Source organism: Streptomyces sp. MGP-P1, assembly GCF_057766565.1.
Window position 1 is genome coordinate 1,289,557 of the sequence record NZ_JBYMEM010000007.1, and the last position, 22,356, is coordinate 1,311,912.

The 22,356-nt window shown below is 68.5% G+C and carries 21 protein-coding genes and 1 pseudogene; 8 read left to right on the top strand and 14 right to left on the bottom strand.

Going from position 1 to position 22,356, the window contains the following annotated elements; genetic code table 11:
• Positions 1-26: 26 nt before the first annotated feature.
• Together AC3CH1_RS27280 and AC3CH1_RS27285 are read right to left on the bottom strand one after the other, a co-directional pair.
• Positions 27-740 carry a DUF305 domain-containing protein gene (locus AC3CH1_RS27280; protein WP_488466750.1) on the bottom strand — a complete coding sequence of 238 codons (714 nt, stop codon included), beginning with the start codon at positions 738-740 and terminating at the stop codon, positions 27-29.
• A 44-nt stretch (positions 741-784) separates the two neighbouring features.
• Entirely contained in the window at positions 785-1,477 is a 693-nt protein-coding gene (locus AC3CH1_RS27285; RefSeq protein WP_488465334.1) for a thioredoxin-like domain-containing protein, read from the bottom strand.
• Between the two features lie 277 nt (positions 1,478-1,754).
• Between AC3CH1_RS27285 and glnA the strand changes: the two genes are divergently transcribed.
• Positions 1,755-3,116: a type I glutamate--ammonia ligase gene (gene glnA, locus AC3CH1_RS27290; RefSeq protein WP_003969536.1), complete on the top strand. Its 1,362-nt coding sequence runs from the start codon at positions 1,755-1,757 to the stop codon at positions 3,114-3,116.
• An 84-nt stretch (positions 3,117-3,200) separates the two neighbouring features.
• Here the strand turns inward: glnA and AC3CH1_RS27295 are convergent.
• Together AC3CH1_RS27295 and AC3CH1_RS27300 are read right to left on the bottom strand one after the other, a co-directional pair.
• Positions 3,201-3,323 (bottom strand): annotated as a pseudogene (locus AC3CH1_RS27295) (tyrosine-type recombinase/integrase); the annotation flags it as partial.
• 80 nt (positions 3,324-3,403) lie between these two features.
• Positions 3,404-4,492: an IS630 family transposase gene (locus AC3CH1_RS27300; protein WP_488465335.1), complete on the bottom strand. Its 1,089-nt coding sequence runs from the start codon at positions 4,490-4,492 to the stop codon at positions 3,404-3,406.
• A 154-nt stretch (positions 4,493-4,646) separates the two neighbouring features.
• Here AC3CH1_RS27300 and AC3CH1_RS27305 point away from each other — a divergent pair, with 154 nt between their 5' ends.
• Positions 4,647-6,419, top strand: coding sequence for a GmrSD restriction endonuclease domain-containing protein (locus AC3CH1_RS27305; RefSeq protein ID WP_488465336.1), 1,773 nt, complete (start codon positions 4,647-4,649; stop codon positions 6,417-6,419).
• Between the two features lie 100 nt (positions 6,420-6,519).
• Here AC3CH1_RS27305 and AC3CH1_RS27310 read toward each other — a convergent pair whose 3' ends face one another.
• The 5 genes from AC3CH1_RS27310 to AC3CH1_RS27330 form a co-directional block, all read right to left on the bottom strand.
• Entirely contained in the window at positions 6,520-7,341 is an 822-nt protein-coding gene (locus tag AC3CH1_RS27310; protein WP_488465337.1) for an aminoglycoside phosphotransferase, read from the bottom strand.
• Between the two features lie 105 nt (positions 7,342-7,446).
• Entirely contained in the window at positions 7,447-7,584 is a 138-nt protein-coding gene (locus AC3CH1_RS27315) for a hypothetical protein (RefSeq protein WP_488465338.1), read from the bottom strand.
• On the bottom strand, positions 7,581-8,699 hold the full coding sequence (locus AC3CH1_RS27320) for a radical SAM protein (protein WP_488465339.1): 1,119 nt from the start codon (positions 8,697-8,699) through the stop codon (positions 7,581-7,583). Before AC3CH1_RS27320 ends, AC3CH1_RS27315 begins: the two co-directional genes overlap by 4 nt.
• A complete protein-coding gene (locus AC3CH1_RS27325; RefSeq protein ID WP_488465340.1) occupies positions 8,687-9,013 on the bottom strand; it encodes a hypothetical protein in 327 nt (108 codons plus the stop codon). The genes AC3CH1_RS27320 and AC3CH1_RS27325 overlap by 13 nt, the downstream gene beginning before the upstream one ends.
• A 329-nt stretch (positions 9,014-9,342) precedes the next feature.
• Entirely contained in the window at positions 9,343-10,122 is a 780-nt protein-coding gene (locus AC3CH1_RS27330; protein WP_488465341.1) for a GntR family transcriptional regulator, read from the bottom strand.
• An 18-nt stretch (positions 10,123-10,140) separates the two neighbouring features.
• Here AC3CH1_RS27330 and AC3CH1_RS27335 point away from each other — a divergent pair, with 18 nt between their 5' ends.
• Entirely contained in the window at positions 10,141-10,638 is a 498-nt protein-coding gene (locus AC3CH1_RS27335) for an NUDIX hydrolase (protein ID WP_488466751.1), read from the top strand.
• Positions 10,639-11,162: 524 nt separating this feature from the next.
• Here the strand turns inward: AC3CH1_RS27335 and AC3CH1_RS27340 are convergent.
• A complete protein-coding gene (locus AC3CH1_RS27340) occupies positions 11,163-11,534 on the bottom strand; it encodes a hypothetical protein (protein ID WP_488465342.1) in 372 nt (123 codons plus the stop codon).
• 475 nt (positions 11,535-12,009) lie between these two features.
• On the opposite strand from AC3CH1_RS27340, the gene AC3CH1_RS27345 reads away from it, so the two are divergent.
• A complete protein-coding gene (locus AC3CH1_RS27345) occupies positions 12,010-12,306 on the top strand; it encodes a hypothetical protein (RefSeq protein ID WP_488465343.1) in 297 nt (98 codons plus the stop codon).
• Between the two features lie 160 nt (positions 12,307-12,466).
• Here the strand turns inward: AC3CH1_RS27345 and AC3CH1_RS27350 are convergent, their stop codons facing one another.
• Positions 12,467-12,763 (bottom strand): hypothetical protein, encoded by a 297-nt coding sequence (locus AC3CH1_RS27350; protein WP_488465344.1) that lies wholly within the window; start codon positions 12,761-12,763, stop codon positions 12,467-12,469.
• A gap of 255 nt (positions 12,764-13,018) precedes the next feature.
• Positions 13,019-13,357 (bottom strand): hypothetical protein, encoded by a 339-nt coding sequence (locus AC3CH1_RS27355; RefSeq protein WP_488466752.1) that lies wholly within the window; start codon positions 13,355-13,357, stop codon positions 13,019-13,021.
• 159 nt (positions 13,358-13,516) lie between these two features.
• Between AC3CH1_RS27355 and AC3CH1_RS27360 the strand changes: the two genes are divergently transcribed.
• Positions 13,517-14,296, top strand: a complete 780-nt coding sequence (locus AC3CH1_RS27360) for a GntR family transcriptional regulator (RefSeq protein WP_488465345.1) — start codon at positions 13,517-13,519, stop codon at positions 14,294-14,296.
• 112 nt (positions 14,297-14,408) lie between these two features.
• Here the strand turns inward: AC3CH1_RS27360 and AC3CH1_RS27365 are convergent, their stop codons facing one another.
• Entirely contained in the window at positions 14,409-15,014 is a 606-nt protein-coding gene (locus AC3CH1_RS27365; protein WP_488465346.1) for an acyl-CoA-like ligand-binding transcription factor, read from the bottom strand.
• 211 nt (positions 15,015-15,225) lie between these two features.
• On the opposite strand from AC3CH1_RS27365, the gene AC3CH1_RS27370 reads away from it, so the two are divergent.
• The 3 genes from AC3CH1_RS27370 (at position 15,226) to AC3CH1_RS27380 (ending at position 20,921) form a co-directional block, all read left to right on the top strand.
• Entirely contained in the window at positions 15,226-16,725 is a 1,500-nt protein-coding gene (locus AC3CH1_RS27370; RefSeq protein WP_488466753.1) for an MFS transporter, read from the top strand.
• Between the two features lie 254 nt (positions 16,726-16,979).
• Positions 16,980-17,837: a putative protein N(5)-glutamine methyltransferase gene (locus AC3CH1_RS27375; RefSeq protein WP_488465347.1), complete on the top strand. Its 858-nt coding sequence runs from the start codon at positions 16,980-16,982 to the stop codon at positions 17,835-17,837.
• Between the two features lie 87 nt (positions 17,838-17,924).
• Positions 17,925-20,921, top strand: coding sequence for a bifunctional [glutamine synthetase] adenylyltransferase/[glutamine synthetase]-adenylyl-L-tyrosine phosphorylase (locus AC3CH1_RS27380; protein ID WP_488465348.1), 2,997 nt, complete (start codon positions 17,925-17,927; stop codon positions 20,919-20,921).
• A gap of 429 nt (positions 20,922-21,350) precedes the next feature.
• Here AC3CH1_RS27380 and AC3CH1_RS27385 read toward each other — a convergent pair whose 3' ends face one another.
• Entirely contained in the window at positions 21,351-22,355 is a 1,005-nt protein-coding gene (locus tag AC3CH1_RS27385) for a phosphatase PAP2 family protein (RefSeq protein WP_488465349.1), read from the bottom strand.
• Position 22,356: the final 1 nt, after the last annotated feature.

Consider the following 22,356-nt stretch of genomic DNA (forward strand, 5'->3'; position numbering starts at 1 on the left):
CCCGAGCCCCGAGCCCCGGGCCCGGCTCAGGGTCGAGGCTCGGCATCCCGCTCGGCCAGCATGTCCCGCATCAGCCCCAGCTCGGACTGCTGGCCCTCGACCATGCCCCGGGCCAGCCGCTGCTCGGCCGGGACCGCGCACAGGGACGCACAGGCCTCGGCCATGTCGACGCCGCCCTTGTGGTGGTCCGTCATCAGCTGGAGGTAGAACACCTCGGCCTCCTCACCGTCGAGACGGCCGAGCCGTGCCAGCTCGGAGCGGCTCGCCATGCCGGGCATGAGCACCCCGTCCGCACCGGCACCGGAACCCGCCTCGGTGCCGCCCGAGCCGTGTCCGCCGTGCTCGTGCCCGCCCGTACCGGCCATCCACGCCATGGGCTGCTCCCCGCCCGGAGCGACCTTCGGCAACTCCCACAGGTCGAGCCAGCCCAGCAGCATGCCGCGCTGGTTGGCCTGGGTGTTGGCGATGTCGTAGGCGAGACGGCGTACGTCCTCGTCGTCCGTGCGGTCGCGGACGATGAACGACATCTCGACGGCCTGCTGATGGTGGACGGCCATGTCCCGGGCGAACCCGGCGTCGGCGGACGAGGCCCCCGGAACGCGAACAGACGCGCCCCCCGCTCCCGAGCCGTCCCCGTCGCCCCGCGCGGAGGCGACGGTGGCCGCCCCCGCGAAGAGCAGGGCGAGGGCCACGGCGGCACCGGCCGCCCGGCGGACACGCCGGGTCTTCCGCCGCTCCACGAGGGCGTGAGGATCCTCGCCCTCAACCGTGCGCTCCCTGGCCGTCACCGCGGCACCGTGGCCAGCCCGCCGGTGCAGGGTGCGCCGGGCTCGGGGGTCTGCGCGCCCTGGACGTACTGGGCGAGGAACTGGTCCACCCGCTTGTCGTCGGCGGAGTCGACGGCGACCTGCTTGCCCCAGGCGCTGAGCATGATCGCGCCCTCCTGACCGGCGTACGGGCTCATCAGCGTGAACGGGGTCTTCTTGACGCGCTCCGCCAGCGCGGCGACATCGGCGTCGGCGGCCTTGCCGTTGTAGGTGACCCAGACCGCGCCGTGCTCCAGGGAGTGCACGGCGTTGACGTCCGGGAGGGCCTTTTCGTATACGTCGCCGTCGCAGTTCATCCAGGACTGGTTGTGGTCGCCGCCGACCGGAGGCTTCATCGGATAGTCCACCGAGCCCGCGACGTGCTGGCGGCCGAGCTTCGCCGCGTCCCAGGACTTCAGCCCCTCGATGGCCCCGCCCGTGGCGTTGCCGTGGGAGTCGCCGTGACCGCCCGGGTGCTTGCCGTCCTGGGCCGCCGAGGCGTTGTCGGACTTCTCGTTCGCCTCGGAGTTCTCCAGGAGCAGGTACGAGCCGAAGGCGACGAGACCAGCCACGACGGCAGCGCTCAGCCCTATGGCGATGGCCCGGTTGCGGGTGGCGCGGGCGCGCGGGTCGGGGGCCTGCGGCTGGGGGAACCGGGGGTCGAAGCTCATGTCGTCGAGTCCTTCTGCGAAGGGGCCGGGAGGAGTGGGGACGGTCCGTGAACCGATGCGCGCGGACGGGCGGAAGGCCGGGAGGGAAGGCGGGCGGGAAGCCGGCCACTGCTCGGCTGCCGCCCCCGTGCGCCACGGTCGCCGATCGTAGTGGGTGGCCGAGTGCTCTCTCTCACACCGTGTGCGTAATCTGGGGGAAATCCCGGGTCGCGATACTGAAGTGTCCCCCTACCCCGGGCGGTGGTGCACGGGCCGTCTGAACTGCAAGGATGTGGCAATGGACAAGCAGCAGGAATTCGTCCTCAGGACCCTTGAGGAGCGCGACATCCGCTTCGTGCGGCTGTGGTTCACCGACGTCCTCGGGTTCCTCAAGTCCGTCGCCGTGGCTCCGGCCGAGCTGGAGCAGGCGTTCGACGAGGGCATCGGCTTCGACGGATCGGCGATCGAGGGCTTCGCCCGGGTGTACGAATCGGACATGATCGCCAAGCCGGACCCGGGCACCTTCCAGATCCTGCCCTGGCGCGCGGAGGCCCCCGGCACCGCGCGGATGTTCTGCGACATCCTGATGCCGGACGGCTCCCCGTCCTTCGCGGACCCCCGCTACGTCCTCAAGCGCATCCTCGCCAAGACGTCCGACCTCGGCTTCACGTTCTACACCCACCCCGAGATCGAGTTCTTCCTGCTGAAGAACAAGCCGGTCGACGGCACCCGCCCGACCCCGGCGGACAGTTCGGGCTACTTCGACCACACGCCGCAGAACGTCGGCATGGACTTCCGCCGTCAGGCGATCACCATGCTCGAATCGATGGGCATCTCGGTCGAGTTCAGCCACCACGAGGGCGCCCCCGGCCAGCAGGAGATCGACCTGCGGTACGCGGACGCGCTCTCCACGGCGGACAACATCATGACGTTCCGTCTGGTGATGAAGCAGGTGGCGCTGGAACAGGGCGTGCAGGCCACGTTCATGCCGAAGCCGTTCTCGGAGTACCCGGGTTCGGGTATGCACACCCACCTCTCCCTCTTCGAGGGCGACCGCAACGCCTTCTACGAGTCGGGCGCGGAGTACCAGCTCTCCAAGGTGGGCCGCTCCTTCATCGCGGGCCTGCTGACGCACGCGGCGGAGATCTCGGCCGTCACCAACCAGTGGGTCAACTCCTACAAGCGCATCTGGGGCGGCTCCTCCCGCGCGGCCGGCGCGGGCGGCGAGGCCCCGTCGTACATCTGCTGGGGCCACAACAACCGCTCCGCCCTCATCCGCGTCCCGATGTACAAGCCCGGCAAGACCGGCTCGGCCCGCGTCGAGGTCCGTTCCATCGACTCCGGCGCCAACCCCTACCTCACCTACGCGGTCCTGCTCGCCGCGGGCCTCAAGGGCATCGAGGAGGGCTACGAACTCCCGGCCGGCGCCGACGACGACGTCTGGGCCCTCTCCGACGCCGAACGCCGCGCGATGGGCATCGAGCCGCTCCCGCAGAACCTGGGCGAGGCGATCTCGCTGATGGAGAAGAGCGAACTGGTCGCCGAGACGCTGGGCGAGCACGTCTTCGACTTCTTCCTGCGCAACAAGAAGCAGGAGTGGGAGGAGTACCGCAGCGAGGTCACGGCCTTCGAGCTGAAGAACCTGCTGCCGGTGCTGTAAGGCCTGGTCAGAAGCGTAAAGTCTGGATGTGAGGCTTCGGGCCGACCGTGTCGCACGGTCGGCCCGAAGCCGTTTCAGGCGTCCTGGGCCGTCGGGCGCATCGGCGGCTTCGTACATCCTGTCCACGGCCTTCCTGGTGCGTCCCTCGCTGCTGGGCATGAGGTGCGTGTAGACGCGCAGGGTGAACGGGGGGTCACTGTGGCCGAGGCAATTTCAGGGGAGCGCATCTACTCAGCTGGGTCGACCAGACTTGACGCCACCCGTCCGGGCCGCGGACGGCGCACAAGCTAGTTTCCTGAGTCGTTAATTCGTGTGCAGTATGCGGCGAGTGTGTCGAGGATGTCGTCGGCGGTCTTCGTCCAGCCGAACGGCTTGGGGTTCTTGTTCCACTCGTTGATCCAGCGGCGGATGTCCCGTTCGAGTTCGACGACGCTGCGGTGGGCCGGGCGGCGGAGTTTGCGGGAGGTCAGCTCGGCGAACCAGCGCTCGACGAGGTTGAGCCAGGACGCCGAGGTGGGGGTGAAGTGCAGGTGGAAGCGAGGGTGTCGCAGCAGCCACTTCTTGACCGGCTCGGTCCTGTGGGTGGCGTAGTTGTCCAGGATCAGGTGGAGTTCGAGATCCTTGGGGACTGCGGCGTCGATGACCTTCAGGAAGCGGAGGAGCTCCTGGTGGCGGTGGCGGCGGTAGTGCTGTGCGATGACCGAGCCGGAGGCGATGTCGAGGGCGGCGAACAGGCTGGTCGTGCCGTGCCGGACGTAGTCGTGGGTCATCTTCGCCGGCGTGGTCGGCGCCATCGGCAGGACGGGCTGGGTGCGGTCCAGGGCCTGTATCTGCGAATTCTCGTCCACCGCCAGGACCAGGGCGTTCTCCGGCGGGGACAGGTAGATGCCGACCACGTCGCGGACCTTGGTCACGAACTGCGGGTCGGTCGACAGCTTCCAGGTCTCCACGATGTGCGGCTTGAGACCGAAGGCCCGCCAGATCCGCGAGACGGCCGACTGCGACATGCCCTCCGCCTCGGCCATCGAACGTGTCGACCAGTGCGAATCACCCGTCGGCGGAGCTTGGCCGAGCGTCCTGGCGACCAGGGCTTCGACCTGCTCGTCCGTGATCCTTCGCGGTGGCCCCGAACGTGGCCGGTCCACCAGGCCCTCCAGCCGGTCCGCGGCGAACCGGGACCGCCATTTACGTACCGTCTCTCGCGAGACGCCCAGGTCGTCCGCGACTTGCACGTTCGGCAGGCCCTCCGCGCACGCCAGCACGATCCGCGACCGCAGCACCAGCGCCTGAGACGCCGTCTGCTTGCGCAACCAGCCCCGCAGCACCCGGCGTTCGTGATCGGACAACTCCAGCGGCAACGGCTTCGGACCAGGCATTGCCCCACCCTATAACCGCCAGCGAACTACCGACTCAGGACACTAGTGGCCAGTGCTGTCGTGCGACTGTCAGTCGAGTTCTGGCGCTGGGGCAACGCCAGTGCTCTTTCGTTCAAAGGCCACCTCGCGGTCGCCGACCTGGCAAGATGATGACATGGCCGAACTGGACTCACAACCAAAGTCAATCCAATCTCTCTACGCTTGGTACAGCGAAAACAAGCTCTGGGTAAACCGGCGATACCAGCGGAAGCTTGTTTGGACTCTAGAAGAGAAGCAGAAGCTGATCGAGTCTGTTCTGAAGCGTTACCCAATCCCTGCCATCCTGCTGGCAGAGCGTGAAGGGGGCGAATACGAGGTAATCGATGGTCTGCAGCGTCTGCACACCATTGTGTCTTTTATTGAGACTGCGTTCACCACTATCGATGGCAAGTATTTTGACGTGAACCAATTTGTCACCGCAAAAACGAGATCCGTTGAGGGCGGGACATTCGCGATGGCTGATGGGGAGAAAATTTCCGCTCGAGAGGTCGGTACTCTCTTGGACTATTCGATCGCGGTCTCGGTGATGCGTGGGGCGACTGAAGAGGAAATTGACGATGTTTTTGCCAGGATCAACACATACGGTCACAGGTTGAGTGACCAAGAGCGGCGGCAAGCGGGGGTCAGGGATGAACTCTCTACTCTGGTGCGAGAACTCTCTTGTGAAGTTCGAGGCGATTCCTCTAGTGAGATCCTTAGCCTGGATAAAATGCCGTCAATTAGTATTGATCTGCCAAAAACGAAGCATGGATACGAGGTGGAAGCGGACAGCGTCTTCTGGGTGGAGCAAGGGATTCTGAGGTCGACGGATCTCAGAGATTCGATGGACGAGCAGTGTATCGCTGATATTGCGACCTCGATTATGGGTGGAAACCTGGTCGAACGTTCCAAGGTGGCGCTTGATGCTCTCTACGAGAAAGGGACACCAGAGAACTCTCGAATGATCGCTGCTATCGACAGTTACGGCGCAAAGAAATTCTCGGCAGAATTTAAGTACTGCCTAGACGAGATCCGTGCCACATGCGCGGCCGGCGGAGAGCGGAAGCTCCGGTCTCTCATTTTCTCGAAATCCACCACGAATGCTTTCCCTGCTGTCTTCGCTGTGCTCTGTGTGGCTCTCCACGAACTCTGCTTTAAGGAGCACAGGAAGATTTCCGATCATGCTGGGGCGAAAGAAGCAATCACTGATCTCGATAAGCGGATCCTGACTGGAAAATCTTCGACTTCATCCGCTGAACGACGCAGGAATGTCGAGACAATCAAAAGTCTAGTGCGCCCCCACACGGTCGAAAGTGAAGCCCGTGATATCTACGGGGAACATACGGCGATGGATGTGGACAACATCGTCAGACGATCGCAGATCGAAGCGCCTCACTATGAACTGAAGCAGGGAATGCTTCGTCTGGATGGCACGCGCAGTATCGACCTAGCGGTCACGCAAAAGGTGATCAAGACTATCTGTGCAATCGCCAACAATGGAAAAAGGCGGGCAGGTACCATCCTCATTGGTGTGGCAGATAGGGAGGCCCACGCCAGCAGGGTCAGAAAACTGGACAACATCAACCCTCAGATGGTATGCGAGGGTCGATACGTAGTCGGTGTGAGGCGAGAAGCTGTCGTGCTCGGTGAGACTCCCGAGCGCTATTTTGGGCGCTGGAAAGAGGCGATCCGATCTTCCGATCTTCCGCAAGGTCTGAAAGATGCGGTGTTGTCCAGCATTGCTTATTCAGATTACTACGGTCTCGGGGTGGTGATTATTCGCATTCCTGAGCAGAGTGAGGTTTCTCTCCTGGGGGGGAAGATTTATATTCGGGAGGGCGATGAAACGGTTGAGGTCGACTCAACGGATGTGTCAAGGACGCTTGAAATCGGCAAGCGGTTTACTTAGTAGGTGCGCGAAGAGCGCAGACATTTTCTCCCGGCATGCGCTGCATACAGGAAACCAACCGGAGCACGCACCAGTCAGTATCGGCCCGGCGCCCTGCCGTTCAGGCAGCTTTGCGGTGTGTGTGCCAGGTGGCGGCGGCAGTCGCGAGGCGCAGCATCCACGGGTCGGGGGCGGCGTTGCTGATCTCGGACCAGAGGGTGGTGTTGGCGGTGGCGAAGGCGGTGATGCCTTCGGCGGGGGCGGTGTGCCAGGAGGGGATCTCGGCAGCCCACTGCTCGGCGGATGCGGGAGTGTGGCCCGAGGCGATGAGCCAGATGATCCAGTAGCCGGCGTCGAGCCAGGCTGCCCCGCGGGTTGCCCAGGCCCAGTCGACCAGGCGGGCTCGCTCGCCCCGGGTGGCGTGGTCGTCGACGAGGACGTTGGCGTAGTTCAGGTCGGTGTGCAGGAGATGGGTTCCGGCAAAGAAGCGGAGGTCGTCGGGGTGGGCGGCGTAGTGCTCCAGGCGTTGTTCGGCGTGGCGTAGTTCGATGCCGGGGCAGGGGGTCTCGCCGAGGCGGCGGAGGAGGGCAGCTACTTCGGTCAGGTCGGGGGAGCCGGGGGTGTAGTCGGCGTGGTGGCCGCCGAGGGCTTCGAAGCCGAGGAGGTTCCATCCGGCGGTTTCGACTTGCCAGCGGAGGGCGGGGGCCAGGCCGGCGAGGAAGGGGGCGACGGCGGCCTCCCGGCGCTGGGTCCAGGCGCGGGGGTGGTCGGTGCGCAGGCCCTTGATGTGCCAGGTGCCCGTGGCGGAGCTGATGCGGGCCGCGATCTCGCTGTTGAAACCCTCGTCTGCCTCCTCGACCGAGAGAAGGGGGCCGGTGTGCTCTTCGACGGCGGCGCGGGCGGCGGACGGCAGCCGGTCGAGGCCGATGCGGGCGGTCGCCATGGGGCTTCACTCTTCCTCAGGTGCGGGCATGTGGGTGCGCGGTGGTGCGGAGGGCTTCGGGTGGAAGAACGTCCCGAAGCCCCCGCGGTTCTTCCGGCCGGGTGTCTACCGGTACGGGTTGTCGTCGTTGCAGCCCGGGATGGCGCCTTCGGTCAGCACCTCCAGGTCGTCCAGGAGGATCACTCCCTCGGGCTCTTCCGGTGCCGGCTGTCGGGGGCTGATCTTCACCATGACAGCGGTCATGACGCTTCCTCGCTTCCGTGTTGGCAGTAGGTGTTCAGTGGTGCCTTCGCCTCCTGGTACGCCTTGGCGAGCGGTCGGCAGATGCGGCAGGTGCCGGAGAGCTGACAGCCGTCGCAGCCACCGGTGCGAAGCATTTGGGCATCGGCGATGCCGGGCAGACGGAGGAGTCCGTCCAGGCCCTCGGTCATGAGGTCGACGGGGTTCTCGCGGCCGACCTTGCACATGGTCGCCAGGCCGTGTGGGTCGACGTGGAAGAAGGTATGGCCGGCCGGGCAGCCCTTGAAGACGCTGGTCTTGTCCAGGAAGCCGGGCGCCTGCGCGGCCAGCGGTTCAGGCGTGCCGGTGTACGTGGGGGAGATCGTGCCGTACTCCTGGCGGTCCGCCCCGTACTGGTCGGCGAGGGCGCGCATGGCGTCCAGCTCGTGAGCGTTGTGCCGGGTGATGATCAACGCCAGTTCCAGCGCGATGCCGGCCTCGCGAGCCGCGACGAGCCCCTTCTCGACCAGCTTGAACGCTCCCGGCTTGCGGGTGAGCGAATCGAAGCTGTCCGGGGTCGCTCCGTAGAGGGAGACCGTCACCTTGTGCGGCGGCAGGTCGAGCAGCAGGTCGATGATCTCGGGTCGGTGGAGCCGGGAGCCGTTGGTCAGGATCTCGATCAGCATCCCGGATCGGTGAGCGAGGGTGTACGCGTCCACGAAGTCCCGGTCGATCAGCGGCTCGCCGCCGGTGAACTGGAGCCACAGCACCCCGGCGTCCCGCAGCAGGCGCAGGAGCCGAACCTTCTCCGGCCAGGGCAGCCCCTCGAACTTCCGCTCCGCGAGGTAGCAGTGCTCGCAGTTGAAGTTGCAGCCCTTGTTGATCTCGTAGGTGGCGCGGCCGTAACCGAAACGGGTCTCAGGGCGTACGAGGATGGCGTCGCGCATCGCCGCGTCAGCCAAGTCCAGGCCCCAGGCCGTACGGGCGTGGGTGAGCAGCCAGATGGGCAGAGGGCTGGTGCTCTCGGCGATGGATGCCAGTTCTTCGTACAGCGCCCGGGGGGTACGCATGCCGCCTCTGGAGCCGGGGCGGGCGACCAGAAACGTTCCGTTGTACGGGCTCGCGATCAGCTGGTGCACAGGACCCCCTCCGAGGTGTCTTCCCAGGTGTGCTGTTCGATGTGGCCGGCGAACAGACAGCAGCCGTCACTGTCGGGGCGTGGCCCGCCCACCGGGCAGTCCCGCAGCACGACCAGGTCCACGGAGGCCCCGCGCCAGCGGAGCCAGAGGGCGGTGGCGTACGTGCCGAGTTCGGCCAGGAGGCCGTAATGCTCGTCGCCCTCATGCGCGGACAGTTGGCACTGGGCGGCCCTGTCGACGCATCCGGTCGGGGCCTTCTGCCGAGCCTCCTGCGCCAGGTCCAGCGACACCCGGCACCAGTGCTTGCACCGCATCACGACACCATCCGCAGGCAGTCGGCGAAGTTCCGCTCCGTGCACCGAGTGCATGCGCGGGGCGGGAAGCCGCCAGGGTCTTGGGGCACGGGGTCGTCGCCCACGCGTACCTCCGTGAGAGATCCCCATGTCCGGCCCGAGTCGCGCGAGACCCGCAGCGTCATCCGTACCTCAGCAACCTTGATCGAAGGCATGAGCACCTCATATACAAGAGACAATCTCCTTCACTCATGTACATGAGTGATAGTAGAAAGAGTGCCGCACTCCTGTATATGAGTCAAGCGGCAGTCAACGGCGGTGCTGTCGGGTTGTCGGCCTCTGATGTCGCCTCAGTCTTCGGCTGCGAAGCGGTAGTCCAGGACGAACTGGTCGGCAGCCATGATGGTGTCGCACACCTCCACGACCCGTCCGGACTCCGTTTTCGCGTTCCGTACGAGGTGGATCACGGGGGAGCCCGGACTCAGTGCGAGTGCGGTGGCCTCGGCCTTGGTCGCGAGGCGCGCCTGGACGGTTTCGCTGAACTCCGCGAGGGTCTGGCCGTGCTCTTCGAGGCGGGCGTAGATCCCGCCGCCGCCCGGGTTCTCGGCGAACAACTCCGGGATGTCCTTCGCGATGTCCCACGGGAGGTACGAGGTGGCCTCTTCCGTGGGTACGCCTTCCCGGAAGTAGCGGCGCTTGCGGGCGAGTACCTGAGAGCCGGCGGCGACGCCCAACCGCTCAGCGATCTCCCCAGGTGCCTCGGTGGGGCCGATGAAGAGGACGGTCACGGACGGCTTGCCGCCGGACTGCTCCGCTTCCGCGAGGTAGGCCGCCTTGCCCGCCTTCCGGTGCGTACGGCGGAACCGGTCGGACGACTTCCGTTGCACGGGTGGCCGGGACCGGACGAACGAGCCCCGCCCGTGGTGAGTCTCGATCAGCTGGGTCGCCCGCAGTTCGGCGACTGCCTTGCGCACGGTTCCCGAGGCGACGCCGTAGCGTTCCATGAGCGTCGTCTCGCTCGGCACGGAGTCACCGGCTCCCAGGACGCCGGACCGGATCTGTGCGGCGAGATCGTCGGCAATCTGGAGATACTTCGCCTTGGCCGAAGAGGTCACATCGCTACTCGCCATAGTCCTTCTGAGTCTCCTATTCTCATGTACATGAGTAACATCCGCCCCGAGACCCCGTCAACGCCGCTCCACTCCGTGTCCGTAGCCGGAATCGTCGTCCGGGAGGACGGCCGCGTGCTTACGATCAAGCGGGCCGACAACGGAACCTGGGAGCCGCCTGGAGGCGTGCTCGAACTGGCCGAGGCTCCCGAGGACGGCGTCCGACGCGAGGTCTACGAGGAGACCGGCATCAAGGTCCAGGTGGACCGGCTTACCGGGATCTACAAGAACACCTCCCGCGGCATCGTCGCTCTGGTCTTCCGCTGCCGTGTCGAAGGCGGTCACGAGCAACTGTCCGACGAATCCGCGGCAGTCGAGTGGCTCACCGCCGACGAGGTGACCAGTCGCATGGCCGAGGTCTATGCGGTCCGGGTCACCGACGCCCTGCTGGACGGCGCGCCCCGGGTGCGCGCGCATGACGGCCAGAAGCTCGCCTCTGAGGTCTGGCGTCCTGAGGAGCGCAGTGCTCCTGGCTGAACTACGGTGCTCGGGCGCGCACGAACCGCTATGCCCAGCCAAGGCCGAGGCTCCCTCTCAGGGTGTGAGCATCGAGCCAGTTGTTACAGGTTTCTCTACTTCATCAAGGCACCCGGCTGCGCTCCGCTCCGCCGGGCGCGCTTCCCGGCTCTGGCTGCGCCCGCGCTCCTGCCTTCGGCCCGCTCGGCGCTGCCGCCGCCGACGCGCGCCCACAACTGGATAGGCCCGGGGCATGAGACGAGAACCAAGCCCGCGGCTTCAAGAGGATGCCTCCGGCGGGGGCGCTCAGACTCCGCAATAGGAGGGGTGCCGTTCGCGAGTGCCGACCAAAGCGGGGCGAGCGTCGTGGGGCTCCCACTCCGAGCACCTTCGCCCCAGGCAGAGCCGAGCAGTCGCGGCCCAGGGCGTCAAGGTCGTTCGTACAGTGGCGCGCTCCATCGTGACGCCCTGAACCACGACCGCCCCACGACGTGTGGGTCGAAGGCGGACGGGATGTGAGCCGGGGCGCGTGGTGGGTTGATGGGCTACCGGGCGCGTTTCAGCTGCTCAACCAGCCGGGCCAGTTCCTCTGGGTCCAATTGAAACCGGTCTGGATCCCAGACCACTTTGTGGTGGGCTTCCAGCTCAGCTATCGCCTGCCTCATGGCGAGGGTGGCGTCGATGAATCGCTCCATCCGCCGAGGGCGTAGCTGGTCTAGAAAGTCCTGCGCGTAGCTGCTGTTGCCAAGCTCAGCACGGGATACCTCAGTGGGGGCTGCGTACGCGTACAGCACCGCATTGACTGCGGCAATCGTTCGATCGAACGCCTGGTGCCGGTCGTGATGCCGGTCGAACCTCGCCTTGGCCCACGGTGCCAAAAGACCGCCGCTTAGCCCGCCAACGAGTGCAGCCCCCATCGGCACTATCCAACTCGGCATCTCGACTCCGTCTCTGGATCACACTCAGACCCCAGGAGAGGCTACCGAGAAGGCGTGGTTGCATACGACGGGGGTTCAGCAGAAGCGCCCTCCCGGGGCCGTCTCGGGGCCGTGGAAGGGCGTTCGGCAATGACCAACGCTGACAACCACTGACAGCTCAACAGCAGGTCCCAGGCTTAATCGCGTATGTACTAGCAGGTCCGTGAACCCGCGAATCACTTCCTGCGCAACAAGAAGCAGGAGTGAGAGGAGTACCGCAGTGAGGTCACGGCCTTCGAGCTGAAGAACTTGCTGCCGGTGCTGCAGTAGCGGTGCCGATGGATGCGGGAAGGAGCCGACGGACGCGAACCGACGGCCTCGACGCGTTCTCCCGATGCCGGGCGGTCCGCGCTCTGCCTGTCCATCTGCCAGGATCCTGGTCCCGAGGTCGCGAGCGGGCGATACAGTCCGTGTCGTGGACATACCCGACTGGTTCCTCTGGGCCGTTCTCGGCTTTGCCGTCTTGCAGGCGGCCGCTCTTGTCCGGATTGCTCGCCGGTTGCGCGAATCCGACCGCGCCGTGCGCTCCCTGGCGCGTCTCGAACTGCTGGACGCCGTCAGCACCTTGATGTTCATGACCGGTCTGGTGCTGAGTCTCGCAGTGGCGGCGTCCTGGTTCTGGCTCCTCCTCGCCGGGTTTGCCCTCATGATCGTCGTCTACGCCGTGAAAGGCCTCGAACTCCTCCGCGCCCGCCGCCGCACTGTGGCCTGACCCTTGGTAATGCTCAAGGGGATGGCATTTCGCGTCCGAACCCTTTGGCGACCCACCACAGGATCGGCCGGTCCGGGGCGCGGTCGAGCCTGTGGTGGGCGGTAGCGGGGCCGGATCTTCGCCATCCGGGGCGGGCGCGGGCCAGGCGTGGCCGGAAGGGCTACACCGGCGGCGTACCCGGCGGTGATGGCGCCGGTGGCGGGTTGGGCAGCGGAGGACCCTGGTCGGGCGGGGTCTTCGGAGGGCTGCTCCCGTGTTTGCCGTCGTTCAGGACCTTTCGGGGCGTCAGGCCGTAGATGCCGAACGGCGGGAAGAGGTCGACGCGGCGCGGGTAGTCGCCCTCCGCGCACTCCTCGCAGAGCAGGTCGCGGCCGGTGGGGGTATGGCGGGCGGCGGTGACCGGGGCGTTCCAGCAAGCCTCGCAGTCGAGGACGTCCGTCGTGGAGAGGGCGATCATCCGGACCTCCCGGATGGTGCTGCCGGTAACGCCTGGTGGGTCCTGCACATCAGGTGCCTCCGTCTCTGGTGAAGGGGTGCTGGCAACCAACCCGGCCCGGCCGTTGTTCTGCCGAGGAGCGGACGGCCGGGGCCGGGTCGGATCAGGGGGTTCGCCCGGCCGCGCGCCGTCCGTTCGTCGTGGCCGTGGCCGTGGCCGTGGCCGTCGCCGTAGCCGCGGCCGTGACCCGTTCGCGCCGGCGCTCCGCGCCGCGTCTCATCGGCGGGTCTCCCGCCAGACGCGGACGAGCTTCGTCGCGTCGGGGCAGATCGTGCCGGTCCGGCACGCGGTGCAGGTCATGGTGTGGCCGAGCAGGGCGCGGTACGCCGTGTCCGGGGATTCGGTCGTGGTCACGTTCGCCTCTCTGCTGATCTCGGCCCACACGTATTCGGCGGTGCGGTTGAGCGTGTGGCCGTAGCGGTCCGCCGTGGCCAGGGCGGCCAGGACGGCGGAGTGCGCGGTCGCGCTCAACCCGGAGGGGAGATCGGCCTCGACGCGGAAGGTGTCCAGGCCGGTGGTGAGGCGCGGTTCGGTGCCCGTGGCGGCGGCGAGCATGCCGGTCAGCGCCGCGACCCGCGCTTGTGCAGAGCGCACACTTCTCCCCTGATGACCGAATGTCACTCCAAGTAATGCTGAATGTTCAGCTTCAACCTGATGGGTTAGCTTTGTCAACAGCGACGCCCATATCGACGCCGAACACACGGAGCTGCTCAAATGCCACGTGATACGCCGTACTTGCAGGTGGCGGATGCTCTGCGGGCTCGTGTCCGGGCCGGTGAATGGGCGGTGGGCGACAAGCTGCCGTCCCGGGCCCGGTTCGCCGAGGAGTACGGCGTCGGTCAGTCCGTGGCGCAGCGGGCCATGGAGCGCCTGATCATCGAGGGCATCCTCGAAGGCCGCGCCGGCTCCGGCACCTACGTCCGCCGGGCCCGCGAGCGCCGGCGCATGGTCCGCTCACGCCACCGCGAGCAGCGCGGCAACAGCCCCTTCGCCTCGAACATGAGCGAGCTCGACCACGAGGCCGACTGGGAGTGCACCAGCACGGCCCGCGTCCCCGCGCCGGAGGACATCGCCGAACGGCTGGCGATCGAGCCCGGCGACCTCTGCGTCGTGACCGACTACGAGTTCCTCGCCGACGGCCTGCCCGTACAACTCGCCAAGAGCTGGGAGCCGATGGCCATCACCGACGGCACCCCGATCCTGCTCCCCGAGATGGGCCCGCACGGCAAGATCGGTGTCGTGGAGCGGATGCGGTCGATCGGCGTGAACATCGCCACCGGCATCGAGCTTCCCCGCCCGGCCCGCGCGACGCGGGAACAGGCGAATCTGCTCGGGATCTCCCTCGGTGACCTGGTCATCGAGGTGGAGCGCACGTACTTCGACCGCGAGGGGCGCCCCGTGGAGACGGCCGACATCATCGTGCCGGACATCCGCTGGGAGATCGCCTACGAGATCCGCGTCGACCAGCCGGACTCCGACCAGCCGGACTCCTGAGTCGGGTGCTGACCGTCGGGCTCCCGGGGGGAGTCCGCGCGCCGTGCGCCGCGCCGACAGGTCGCTGAGTCATGAGGCGTGAGTCATGAGGAGGGCTGCCCCAGCCCCGCCCTCACGCGAACCCCCGCCCCATCTCGTCCAGGATCTCGTCGATCACCGCCGCCGGCTCGCGCGTCAGGTCCTCCTCGATCCACATGCGCATCGCGATCCGCAGTGAGGAGAGGAAGCCCGCCGCCAGGACGATCGGGCGGACCGGGGCCGAGGCCGGGCCGGGGCGGGCGGCGACCGCGTCGGCCAAGTCGCGTTCCAGGGTGGCGTGGTTGGCCAACTGGCGGGCCAGCAGCGAGGGGTGACGCATCGCCAGGCGGGTGCGCACCGCCCACTCGCGCTCCGGGGGTGCCACGCGTTCCGCGAACTGGGCCACCGCCGCGCGTAGGGCAGGCCAGGCGGGTTCGTCGGCGGGGCGGTCCCGCACCGTACGGACCAGGGCCCTGATCTGCTGCTCCTCGCCGTAGAGGAGGGCGTCCTCCTTGTTGGTGAAGTAGTTGGAGAACGTCCTGCGGGAGATCCCGGCCGCGTCCGCCACCGCCTCGACCGTCACCTGGTCGAAGCCGTGCTCCACCGTCAGGCGCAGGGTCGCCTCGTGCACGGCCTGTCGGGTGGCTTCCTTCTTGCGTTCCCGGAGCCCCGGTCCCGGTCCCGCAGTGCTGCTGTTCATGGGGGCATTATCCCCGAGCGCGAGATTGTTGCGCAGTGAGCAAAATTGCCCAGTGTGCATGTATGGTGAAGTCTTCTTCCTCCCGTACCGGCGGCGCGCGCGGACGCCCCTCACCGCCCCGTACGGACCTCTCGTACGAACTTTCCGGAGGTTGCGCGTGAGCGCAGCAGACACCGCCACCGCCCCGGCCGGGGCCCCCGCCGCCGCACCCATGGACCACCGGCACGTCCTGCGGGCCCTGAGCGGACTGCTCATCGTGCTGTTCGTGGCGATGATCAGCAGCACCGTGGTCTCGGTCGCGCTCCCGCAGATCATCGGGTCCCTCGACGGCACGCAGTCGCAGTACACCTGGGTCGTCACCGCGACCCTGCTCGCCTCCACGGCCTCCACCCCGATCTGGGGCAAGCTCGCCGACCTGTTCAGCAAGAAGCTGCTGCTCCAGATAGCCATCGGGCTCTTCGTCGTCTCCTCCGTCGCCTGCGGATTCGCCCAGTCCACCGAGCAGTTGATCGCCTTCCGCGCCGTACAGGGGCTCGGCATGGGCGCGCTCCAGGTGCTCGTCCAGGTGATCATCGCCGCGATGATCAGCCCGAAGGAGCGCGGCCGCTACAACGGCTACCTCGGCGGCGTCATGGCCGTCGCCACCGTCGGCGGACCGCTGCTCGGCGGGTTCATCACCGACGCCTCCTGGCTCGGCTGGCGCTGGTGCTTCTTCATCGCCGTGCCCTTCACGCTGGTCGCCTCCGTGATCCTCGCCCGCACCCTGCACCTCGCCGAGGTCCGCAGGCCCGACACCAAGGTCGACTACCTCGGCGCGTCGCTCATCGCCGCCGGGGTCAGCCTCCTGCTCCTCTGGGTCACCTTCGTCGGCACCGACTTCGACTGGATCTCCTGGCAGAGCGGCCTCATGGTCGGCGGGAGCGTACTCATCCTCGGTGCGGCCGTTCTCGTCGAGACCCGGGTCAAGGAGCCCGTCGTCCCGATACACGTCGTCCGCCGCCGGGACCCCGCCCTCGCCATCGTCGCCAGCCTCGCCGTCGGCATGGCCATGTTCGGCGGCGCGGTCTTCCTCGGCCAGTACTTCCAGATCGGCCGGGGCTCCTCACCCACCGAGGCCGGGCTGCTCACCATCCCGCTGATGGCCGGCGTACTCGTCTCCTCGACCGTCGCCGGACGCCTCGTGTCGAAGACCGGCAAGGTCAAGCCGTTCATCGTCGCGGGTGTGATCGTGCTCGCCCTCGGCTTCCTCGGGCTGTCCTTCATCGACCACCGGACCTCGCTCGTCCTGGTGTCGCTGGGGATGCTGGGCGTGGGCGTCGGGGTCGGCATGTCGATGCAGAACCTGGTGCTCGTCCTCCAGAACACCGTCCCGCTCAGCGAGATCGGCGCGGCCAGCGGGGCGATCACCTTCTTCCGCTCCCTCGGCGGCACCATGGGCGTCTCGGTGCTCGGCGCGGTCCTCGCCCACCAGGTCGCCACCAGGATCACCGACGGGCTGACGAAACTCGGCGTCGACCCGGCCGCGTCCGGCTCCAGCGGCTCCACCCTCAACGTCGCCGCCATGCCGCCCCAGGTCCAGGACGTCGTCCGGGCCGCGTACGGAGAGGCGACGGGCCACATCTTCCTCATCTCGGCCGGCATCGCCGTGATCGGTGTGATCGCCTCCCTGTTCCTGACGCCCACCAAGCTGCGGGACAGCGTCGATCTGTAGGAGAGCGAATCCGGGGATTCGGGCCGACAGCCCGTTCTCACGCCCGTACGGGTGCGGGAGCGGGCTGTTGTACTGTTACCACCCCCGTACGCCACGGGGATCGACGAGATCGACCGAGGAGGTGAGACCCATTACCGCTGGATCAGGCTGGGTGCTCACCCCGCGCGATCGCGTCGTACGACCGGCAGCAGCCGACCGGACGGCATAAGTCGATCGCGGAGCGCCCATCGGTTTTCCCGAAAGGCTTCGCTCGTATGCCGGTTCACCCGTTGAGTTCCCTCTTCTCCACCGTCCTCGCCCTCCGCCGCGCCGGCTGCGTCTTCGCCGAGGACGAGGCCCGTCTCCTCCACGAGGCCGCCGCGTCCGCCGACGAACTGTCCTCCCTCGTCGAGCGCCGCGCCGCCGGACTGCCGCTCGAACACGTCCTGGGCTGGGCGGACTTCCACGGCCGCCGCTTCGCCGTGGACACGGGCGTCTTCGTGCCCCGCCGCCGTACGGAGTTCCTCGTCGCGCAGGCCGCGGCCCTCGCACCCCGCCGCGCCGTCGTCGTCGACCTCTGCTGCGGCTCCGGCGCGCTCGGCGTCGCCCTCGCCTCCACTGCGGACGCGGCCGAACTGCACGCCTGCGACGTCGAACCCGCCGCCGTGCGCTGCGCCCGGCGCAACATCGGCGACCTGGGGCACGTCTACGAGGGCGACCTGTTCGCCCCACTTCCCGCCACCCTGCGCGGCCGTGTCAACGTGCTGCTCGCCAACGTCCCCTACGTCCCCACCGACGACGTCGAGCTGCTGCCCGCCGAGGCCCGCATCCATGAACCCCGCGTCGCCCTCGACGGGGGCGGCGACGGGCTCGACGTCATGCGTCGCGTCGCCGCCGAAGCGCCCCGGTGGCTCGCGCCCGGCGGCAGCCTGCTCGTGGAGGCGAGCGAACGGCAACGGGACACGGCGGTCGACATCCTGCGCGCCGCCGGGCTGGGCCCCCGGGTCCTGGTCTCCGAGGAGTTGTACGCCACCGTCCTCGTCGGGACGGCCCCCGTCGGAGCAGCGGAACACCAGGGGTTTACTCCGTGGAGGGACCCCGTCACCGTCCCGGATCCGCCGGCACAGGACTAGGCTCGAAGGGCCCCGGGGGCGGCGACGGAGCCGCGCCGGGGCGACACACGGGGACACGGTTCGGTTCAGCTGGCGGGAGAGCACGGAATGACGACGGTGCCGGGGCGCAGAAGCAGTACGTTCACCAGGCTGCTGCGGCACGGATTCACCGACCCGTCCGCCGCGGACCAGCTCCTCGGCCTGGACGCGCTGGCCTCCGTACGGTCGGACCCGGTCCTCCTGGAGGCGCTCGGGGCCACCGCCGACCCGGACCTGGCCCTGCGCGGCCTGGTCCGGATCGCCGAGGCCGAGGCGGAGAACGAGCGGCAGGTGCTGCTCGACACCCTCGTCACCGCCAAACCCCTGCGCGACCGGCTCCTCGGCGTCCTCGGCGCCTCGGAGGCGCTGGGCGACCATCTGGCCCGGCACCCGCGCGACTGGCAGGCTCTCGTCACCTACGAGGCGGTCGACCTGAACCCCGGGGTCGCCGACTTCGAGCGTGGGCTCGCCGCCGCTGTCGACCCGGACTCGCTGCGGGTCGCCTACCGCCGGTGTCTGCTCACCCTCGCCGCCCGGGACGTGTGCGGGACGACCGACCTCGCGCGGACCGCAGCCGAACTGGCCGACCTCGCCACCGCCACCCTGCGCGCCGCTCTCGCCATCGCCCGTACGGCCGCGCCCGAGGACGCGGCCCGGTGCCGGCTCGCCGTCGTCGCCATGGGCAAGTGCGGCGGGCGCGAGCTGAACTACGTCTCCGACGTCGACGTGATCTTCGTCGGGGAGGCGCGCGACGGGGTCGACGAGACCGAAGCCATGCAGGCCGCCACCCGGCTGGCCGCCCACATGATGAGGATCTGCTCCGAGACCACCGCAGAGGGCACCATCTGGGAGGTCGACGCCAACCTCCGCCCCGAGGGCCGCAACGGGCCGCTCGTGCGCACCCTCAGCTCCCACCTCGCCTACTACCAGCGCTGGGCCAAGACCTGGGAGTTCCAGGCCCTGCTGAAGGCCCGCGCGGTGGCCGGCGACCCCGGGCTGGGCGCGGAGTACGTCGAGGCGGTGTCGCCGCTCGTCTGGGGGGCCGCCGACCGGGAGAACTTCGTCCCCGACGTGCAGAAGATGCGCCGTCGGGTCGTCGACAACATCCCCGCCGACCGGATCGAGCGGGAGCTGAAGCTCGGCCCCGGCGGACTGCGCGACGTCGAGTTCGCGGTGCAGCTCCTCCAGCTGGTGCACGGGCGCAGCGACGCCTCCCTGCACAGCGGCTCCACCCTCAAGGCTCTGCGGGCGCTCGCCGAGGGCGGGTACGTGGGGCGCGCGGACGCCGCCCAGCTCGACGAGGCGTACCGCTTCCTGCGCTCCATGGAACACCGCATCCAGCTCCACCGGCTGCGCCGCACCCACCTCGTCCCCGACGACGAGGCGGATCTGCGGCGGCTCGGCCGGTCGCTCGGGATGCGCACCGATCCGGTGAACGAGCTGAACAAGGCCTGGAAGCGGCACGCCTCCGTCGTACGGCGGCTGCACGAGAAGATCTTCTACCGGCCGCTGCTGGACGCCGTCGCCCAGCTGGCCCCCGCCGAGTCCCGGCTCAGCGCGAAGGCCGCCGCGATCCGCCTGGTGGCCCTCGGGTACGCCGACCCGGCCGCCGCCCTGCGGCACCTGGAGGCCCTCTCCTCCGGGGTCACCCGCAAGGCCGCCATCCAGCGCACCCTGCTGCCGGTGCTGCTCGGCTGGTTCGCGGACTCCGCCGACCCGGACGCCGGGCTCCTCGGCTTCCGCAAGGTATCCGACGCGCTGGGCAAGACCCCGTGGTACCTGCGGCTCCTGCGCGACGAGGGCGCCGCCGCGGAGAACCTCGCCCGGGTCCTCTCCGCCGGCCGCCTCGCCCCGGACCTGCTGATGCGGGCCCCGGAGGCGGTGGCGATCCTCGGCGACCCGGAGGGGCTCACGCCCCGCACCCGGGCCCACCTGGAGCAGGAGATACTGGCCGCGGTGGGGCGTGCCGGGGACGCGGAGTCCGCCGTCGCGGTGGTGCGCGGGGTGCGTCGCCGCGAGCTGTTCCGCACGACGGCCGCCGACCTCATCGGTTCCTACGGCACCGAGGACAACCCCGCCGAGCAGGATCACGGGGCCCTCGTCGACCGCGTCGGCTCGGCCGTCAGCGACCTCAACGCCGCCACCGTCGCGGGCGCGCTGCGGGCCGCCGTCCGCGCGGAGTGGGGCGACACCCTGCCGACCCGGTTCGCCGTCATCGGCATGGGCCGCTTCGGCGGGCACGAGCTGAGTTACGGCTCCGACGCCGACGTCCTCTTCGTCCACCGGCCGCGCGAGGGCGTGAGCGACGAGGAGGCGGCCCGGGCCGCCAACACGGTCATCTCGGAGATGCGGCGGCTGCTTCAGCTGCCGACCGCCGATCCGCCGCTGCTGATCGACGCCGACCTGCGCCCGGAGGGCAAGAGCGGGCCGCTGGTCCGCACGCTGAAGTCGTACGAGGCCTACTACCGGCGCTGGTCGCTGGTCTGGGAGAGCCAGGCGCTGCTGCGGGCCGAACCGGTGGCGGGCGACGAGGAGCTGGGGCGCGACTTCATCGAGCTGGTCGATCCGCTGCGATATCCGATGGAAGGGCTCGGCGAGGACGCCGTACGGGAGATCCGCAGGCTCAAGGCGCGGATGGAGTCCGAGCGGATGCCGCGCGGCGCGGACCCCACGCTCCACACGAAGCTGGGGCGGGGCGGGCTGAGCGACGTCGAGTGGACGGTGCAGCTGATGCAGATGCAGCACGGGTGGGCGGAGCCGGGGCTGCGCACGACGCGCACGCGCGAGGCGCTGGCCGCCGCGTGCGCGGCGGAGCTGATTCCGGTGGAGGACGCGCAGACGCTGGACGAGGCGTGGGTCCTGGCGACGCGGGTCCGCAACGCGGTGATGCTGGTGCGGGGGCGGCCGGGCGACACGTTTCCGTCCGATCCGCGCGAGGTGGCGGCGGTCGGGCGGTATCTGGGGTACGAGCCGGGGCATGTCGGGGACATGTTGGACGACTACCGGCGGATTACGCGGCGGGCTCGGGCGGTGGTGGAGGAGCGGTTCTACGGGGCGGCGTCCTGAGGGTGTGCTCCCGGGGCGCGGCCCCGGGGGCCCCTCGGGGCTCCGCCCCGGGCCCCGCTCCTCAAGCGCCGGAGGGGCTGGAGAAGACGTCCTTAAGCGCCGGACGGGCTGGATTCGGGGCTCCGGCCCCGGGCCCCGCTCCTCAAACGCCGGAGGGGCTGGAAAAGATGTCCTCAAGCGCCGGACGGGCTGGGAGGAAGCGCGGGACAGGCTGGAAGGGATGGCCGGACGGGCTGGAAAAGGATCGCCGGACCGGCTGGGAAGAAGCGCCGGACGGGCTGGAAGAGGATGGCCGGACCGGCTGGGAAGAAGCGCCGGACCGGCTGGAAGAGGATCGCCGGACGGGCTGGAAAAAGCGCCGGACCGGCTGGAAGAGGATCGCCGGACCGGCTGGGAGGAAGTGCCGGACGGGCTCAAAGGGGCCCGGCGCTACGGCCTCCGCGAGCCTGCCGTCTGCGGTGCGGGCTTCGGGTCCGGCTCTCTTGCCGGGCGGGGGAGTCTGGTGCGCAGGCCGGTCAGGCGGCTCTTGCCGGCCGGTACCGGTACCCACTTCGGCAGCCGGTGCGGCAGTGAGCCGTACCAGACGCGGGAGACCCCGTAGCCGAAACCGAGGCAGGCCATGCCGCCCACCGCGTCCAGCCAGAAGTGGTTGGCGGTGGCCACGATGACGACCAGGGTGAGCGTCGGGTAGAGCAGGCCCAGGATGCGGGCCCAGGGCGCCGTGGCCAGGGCGAAGATCGTCAGGCCGCACCAGAGCGACCAGCCGATGTGCATCGACGGCATCGCCGCGTACTGGTTCGACATGTTCTTGAAGTTGCCCGAGGCCATCGAGCCCCAGGTCTCGTGCAGGAGCACGGTGTCGATGAAGTTCGCGCCGTTCATCAGACGGGATGGCGCCAGCGGGTAGAGGTAGTAGCCGAGCAGGGCCACGCCCGTCGTCGCGAAGAGGACCAGCCGCGTCGCCGCGTAACGGCCCGGGTGGCGGCGGAACAGCCAGACGAGGACGCCGATGGTCACGACGAAGTGGAGTGTCGCGTAGTAGTAGTTCATCGACACGATCAGCCATGTCACGGAATTGACCGCGTGATTGACCGTTTCCTCGAAGGCGAGGCCCAGGGACTTCTCCGCCGACCAGATCCAGTCCGCGTTGCGCAGCGCCTGGGCCTTCTGCTCCGGAACGGCATTGCGCACGAGTGAGTACAGCCAGTAACTGACCGCGATGAGCAGGATCTCGAACCAGAGCCGGGGGCGGCGGGGCATCCGCAGCAAGCGGAGCCGGGCGAGCAGTCGGCCGGTCTTCCCGGAAGCCGGGGGAGTGATGGACGCGGTGGCGACTTCGGGGGCCGCCTGGGCCGCGATGGGTGAAGGATCGGCCGTCGACCGGCCTTCGTGCGTGGTCACCTGTGTTTCACCCATAGGCAGAGAGTCTTCCATA

What these genes read in the sequence shown, in the direction of transcription:
- AC3CH1_RS27285 (WP_488465334.1), bottom strand. Translation starts at nt 1,477, where the DNA reads ATGAGCTTCGACCCCCGGTTCCCCCAGCCGCAGGCCCCCGACCCGCGC.
- glnA (WP_003969536.1), top strand. Translation starts at nt 1,755, where the DNA reads ATGGACAAGCAGCAGGAATTCGTCCTCAGGACCCTTGAGGAGCGCGAC.
- AC3CH1_RS27300 (WP_488465335.1), bottom strand. Translation starts at nt 4,492, where the DNA reads ATGCCTGGTCCGAAGCCGTTGCCGCTGGAGTTGTCCGATCACGAACGC.
- AC3CH1_RS27305 (WP_488465336.1), top strand. Translation starts at nt 4,647, where the DNA reads ATGGCCGAACTGGACTCACAACCAAAGTCAATCCAATCTCTCTACGCT.
- AC3CH1_RS27310 (WP_488465337.1), bottom strand. Translation starts at nt 7,341, where the DNA reads ATGGCGACCGCCCGCATCGGCCTCGACCGGCTGCCGTCCGCCGCCCGC.
- AC3CH1_RS27315 (WP_488465338.1), bottom strand. Translation starts at nt 7,584, where the DNA reads ATGACCGCTGTCATGGTGAAGATCAGCCCCCGACAGCCGGCACCGGAA.
- AC3CH1_RS27325 (WP_488465340.1), bottom strand. Translation starts at nt 9,013, where the DNA reads ATGCGGTGCAAGCACTGGTGCCGGGTGTCGCTGGACCTGGCGCAGGAG.
- AC3CH1_RS27330 (WP_488465341.1), bottom strand. Translation starts at nt 10,122, where the DNA reads ATGGCGAGTAGCGATGTGACCTCTTCGGCCAAGGCGAAGTATCTCCAG.
- AC3CH1_RS27340 (WP_488465342.1), bottom strand. Translation starts at nt 11,534, where the DNA reads ATGGGGGCTGCACTCGTTGGCGGGCTAAGCGGCGGTCTTTTGGCACCG.
- AC3CH1_RS27350 (WP_488465344.1), bottom strand. Translation starts at nt 12,763, where the DNA reads ATGATCGCCCTCTCCACGACGGACGTCCTCGACTGCGAGGCTTGCTGG.
- AC3CH1_RS27355 (WP_488466752.1), bottom strand. Translation starts at nt 13,357, where the DNA reads ATGCTCGCCGCCGCCACGGGCACCGAACCGCGCCTCACCACCGGCCTG.
- AC3CH1_RS27360 (WP_488465345.1), top strand. Translation starts at nt 13,517, where the DNA reads ATGCCACGTGATACGCCGTACTTGCAGGTGGCGGATGCTCTGCGGGCT.
- AC3CH1_RS27365 (WP_488465346.1), bottom strand. Translation starts at nt 15,014, where the DNA reads ATGAACAGCAGCACTGCGGGACCGGGACCGGGGCTCCGGGAACGCAAG.
- AC3CH1_RS27370 (WP_488466753.1), top strand. Translation starts at nt 15,226, where the DNA reads ATGGACCACCGGCACGTCCTGCGGGCCCTGAGCGGACTGCTCATCGTG.
- AC3CH1_RS27375 (WP_488465347.1), top strand. Translation starts at nt 16,980, where the DNA reads ATGCCGGTTCACCCGTTGAGTTCCCTCTTCTCCACCGTCCTCGCCCTC.
- AC3CH1_RS27380 (WP_488465348.1), top strand. Translation starts at nt 17,925, where the DNA reads ATGACGACGGTGCCGGGGCGCAGAAGCAGTACGTTCACCAGGCTGCTG.
- AC3CH1_RS27385 (WP_488465349.1), bottom strand. Translation starts at nt 22,355, where the DNA reads ATGGAAGACTCTCTGCCTATGGGTGAAACACAGGTGACCACGCACGAA.